The sequence below is a fragment of the Paenibacillus sp. AR247 genome (assembly GCF_002968895.1).
GTDB classification, from domain to species: Bacteria; Bacillota; Bacilli; order Paenibacillales; family Paenibacillaceae; genus Paenibacillus_AQ; species Paenibacillus_AQ favisporus.
Window position 1 is genome coordinate 216005 of record NZ_PCZT01000002.1, and the last position, 3711, is coordinate 219715.

Annotated in this window: 3 protein-coding genes and 1 pseudogene; all 4 read right to left on the reverse strand. The window is 48.6% G+C overall.

Going from position 1 to position 3711, the window contains the following annotated elements; all coding sequences use genetic code 11:
- Positions 1-589: 589 nt before the first annotated feature.
- Positions 590-1580 (reverse strand): annotated as a pseudogene (gene gmd, locus CPT76_RS01395) (GDP-mannose 4,6-dehydratase).
- A gap of 18 nt (positions 1581-1598) precedes the next feature.
- Complete coding sequence (fcl, locus tag CPT76_RS01400) at positions 1599-2540, reverse strand: GDP-L-fucose synthase (RefSeq protein ID WP_105441692.1); 942 nt, start codon at positions 2538-2540, stop codon at positions 1599-1601.
- A gap of 24 nt (positions 2541-2564) precedes the next feature.
- Positions 2565-3263 carry a sugar transferase gene (locus CPT76_RS01405; RefSeq protein WP_105441875.1) on the reverse strand — a complete coding sequence of 233 codons (699 nt, stop codon included), beginning with the start codon at positions 3261-3263 and terminating at the stop codon, positions 2565-2567.
- A 17-nt stretch (positions 3264-3280) separates the two neighbouring features.
- The coding region (locus tag CPT76_RS01410) for a sugar phosphate nucleotidyltransferase (protein WP_258167970.1) at positions 3281-3711 on the reverse strand (431 nt) is incomplete at its 5' end.

Consider the following 3711-nt stretch of genomic DNA (forward strand, 5'->3'; position numbering starts at 1 on the left):
ATCAGATTATAGGCTATATTCACTTTACTATTGATATCGTATCTCTGCTTAGCCATATAGGATCCTGAAATTACACTATTAATAATTCTAAGACCAACGACACCACCAACGAGGTGAATTACTGGCAAAATAGAGTCTAAACTGGAATGACCAAAAAAAGCGGGAAAAGGGTGGTATCCAATGCTAATGCCAGTACATTCATCACAACGGCCAGAATAACGGAAAGTGTAAATGATACAGAGAACATCTGCCCAAACCTAGGGTCATCTTCATCGGACGCATATTCCGATCCAAGTTTAATAAATGCATTTCCTAGACCAAAATTCGAGATGCCTAGGACATTTATCAGCGAATTAATTAGCACCCAAATACCGTAATCGGAGCTGCCTAACGTTTTCAAAAGTATGGGAGTCGTTACAATAATGACAATGGGCGATACGAAATACGATGAGAGACTATATAATACATTTTTAAAATCTCCGTTTTTTTTAATGATTGCAGTTTATTAAGCAGTTTCATAAGACGCGTCTCCACTCCGAAAAGGATCAATTGTATTTCAACAAAAGCGCCGATCCACTAATTTGTTGCATTAATGTACAGCGGGGACTCCATATTTTACACTCTCATTTCGAACTCTCCTCAAATCCTCATCAACCATCATCTGAATCAACTGTTTAAAGCCTACTTCCAGTTGCCAACCCAGCTTTTCCTTGGCCTTCGAACAATCGCCCAGCAATAGATCCACTTCTGCGGGACGCACAAATTCGGGATCAATCACAACGTAATCTCTGTAATCCAAACCAACATACGAGAAAGCTACTTCGAGAAGCTCCTTAACGCTGTGCATTTCGCCTGTGGAAATAACATAGTCATCCGGCTCGTCTTGCTGCAGCATCAGCCACATGGCCTTCACATAATCCCCGGCAAATCCCCAGTCCCGAAGCGAATCCAGATTCCCCATTCTCAGTTCGTGCTCCAGACCGAGCTTAATTCTGGCAACGCCGTTCGTTACTTTCTGGTCACAAACTCAAGTCCGCGCCGCGGAGACTCGTGATTAAATAGGATTCCAGAACAAGCAAACATGTTAAAACTTTCGCGATAGTTGACCGTGATCCAATGTCCATATACTTTCGCAACGCCGTAGGGGCTGCGCGGATAGAATGGAGTTGTTCCTTTTGCGGCGTTTCGACGACCTTTCCAAACATCTCGGAGCTGGAAGCCTGGTAGACTTTAGCCTGCGGCTTTATAATGCGCACGGCTTCCAACATGTTGGTTACCGAAATCGCAGTCATTTGTCCCGTTGCCAAAGGCTGGGGCCAGGATGCGGCAACAAACGATTGGGCGGCGAGGTTATACACCTCGTCAGGATCGGATAAGCGTACCGCTTCAATCAAGGAAGCCAAATCCGTCAAGTCCCCGGAAATCCATTTAATCTGGTCTTTGATGTGTTGAATATTTTCGTAGTTTGGCGTGCTCGTCCGTCTCCGCAGTCCAAACACTTCATACCCTTTTGCCAACAATAACTCCGCCAAATAGGAACCGTCTTGTCCTGTAACCCCTGTAATCAGCGCTCTTTTCATATTATCCTCCGATATTTTCTATACTTGTTTGATTAAAAGGTCGTCCCGGTAAGCCTTATAAACCGATTCCAGACCTCCCTTAAGTGTAACTTTGGCTTTCCAGCCGAGCTTGTTGATTTTCGTAACGTCAACCAGTTTTCTAGGGGTACCATCCGGCACAGTCGAATTGAACACAATCTTCCCTTCATAACCAACCACCGACTGGATGAGCTCCGCCAGTTCCCTGATTGAAATATCCTGACCAACGCCAACATTAATGATGTCGCTGTCATCATACTGATCCATAAGGAACAAACAGGCTTCAGCTAAATCATCCGAATGAAGGAACTCCCGTCTGGGGTTTCCAGTCCCCCATACCTCGACCGAGCTGAGATTGTTTTGCTTCGCCTCATGGAATTTGCGGATTAACGCCGGCAGAACATGGGACGTTTGTAAGTCAAAATTATCGTTGGGGCCGTACATATTCGTCGGCATCACCGATATGTAATTCGTTCCGTATTGGCGGTTGTACGACTGGCACATGTTGATGCCTGCAATTTTGGCAATAGCATAGGGCTGATTGGTTGGTTCAAGTTCACCGGTAAGCAGGTATTCTTCCTTTAGCGGTTGCGGGGCAAACTTCGGATAGATACAGGTGGAACCAAGGAATAACAGCTTCTTCACTTGGTTTTGGTACGCAGCGTCAATGACATTCGTTTGGATGAGTAAATTGTCCCTGATGAAATCCGCCGGGTAATCATTGTTCGCCGTAATCCCCCCAACCTTGGCAGCCGCTAAAAAAACGTATTCGATCTGTTCCTGTCCAAAAAAACGATCGACCTCGGCCTTATTTCTCAAGTCCAGTTCTGTGCTTGTACGGGTGATTAAATGGTGGAACCCCCGCTGTTGGAGGGCCCGCAGAATCGCAGACCCCACTAATCCTCGATGTCCAGCCACATAAATTCTCGAATTCAAATCCATAAACCATCAGCTCCTGCCCGATCTTTAATAAGCATTCTTCGAACCTGCAAACATCCTGATCGTCATAAAAATAATCTTCCAATCCATCATCACGCCGCGCTGCTCGATATACCGCAAATCCAGCTCCACCATCTCGCTGAAGCTCAGCTCGTTTCGCCCGCTCACCTGCCAGAGGCCGGTGCACCCGGGGATGACCATCAGGCGCAGCTTATCGTAGCTGCTGTATTCCGCGACCTCCCGTGGAAGGGCCGGCCGGGGACCGACGAGAGACATGTCACCGCGCACGACGTTCCAGAGCTGCGGCAGCTCGTCAATGCTCGTTTTGCGGATGACGGCGCCCACCCGGGTGATGCGCGGGTCCTTTTTCATTTTGAACATGGCGCCGCTGATTTCGTTTTGCTCCAGAAGTCCATCCAGCAGCTGTTCGGCATTGGATACCATGGAACGGAACTTGTACATCCGGAACGGCTTTTCGTCTTTACCGATACGGGTTTGTCCAAAAAAAACGGACCCTTTCGGGTCCTCCAGTTTAATCAGTATAGCGACGATCAGAAACAGCGGTGAGAGCACGACAAGGCCGATCAGCGCAAGGACGATATCCGTCGCTCTTTTAAACGCTTGATAGATGACCCGGGGATTGTCGTTCTCCAGAACATATGGCGAGTACGCCGGCGTACCCTCGAATGCGACATCCGACTCGTTTCTTTGCGGTGTGGGAGAGATCACCACCTATCACCTCACTAGCGATTTATTTTGCCGAGCTGTTCCCGCTCGAGAATATGCTCCATCCCCTGCAGCAGCGGGGCGCGCAGTTCTTCGTACTGCAGCGCAAAATCCAGTGTCGTCATGATGAAGCCCAGCTTCTCGCCGACATCGTAACGCGTGCCTTCGAAATCGTAAGCATAGACGCCCTGGTTCTCGTTCAGCTTCTGAATGGCGTCAGTCAGCTGAATTTCCCCGCCCGCTCCTTCTTCCTGCAGTTCCAGGTAGCTGAAAATTTCCGGCGTCAGCACATACCTGCCCATAATGGCCAGGTTCGACGGAGCCTGTCCTGCCGGCGGTTTCTCCACAAAATAGCTCACTTCGTGTAAACGTCCGAACTTCTCCAAGGGCGCAACCACCCCATACCGGTGCGTCTGTTCGCTCGGAACGGTCTGCACGCCGATGACGG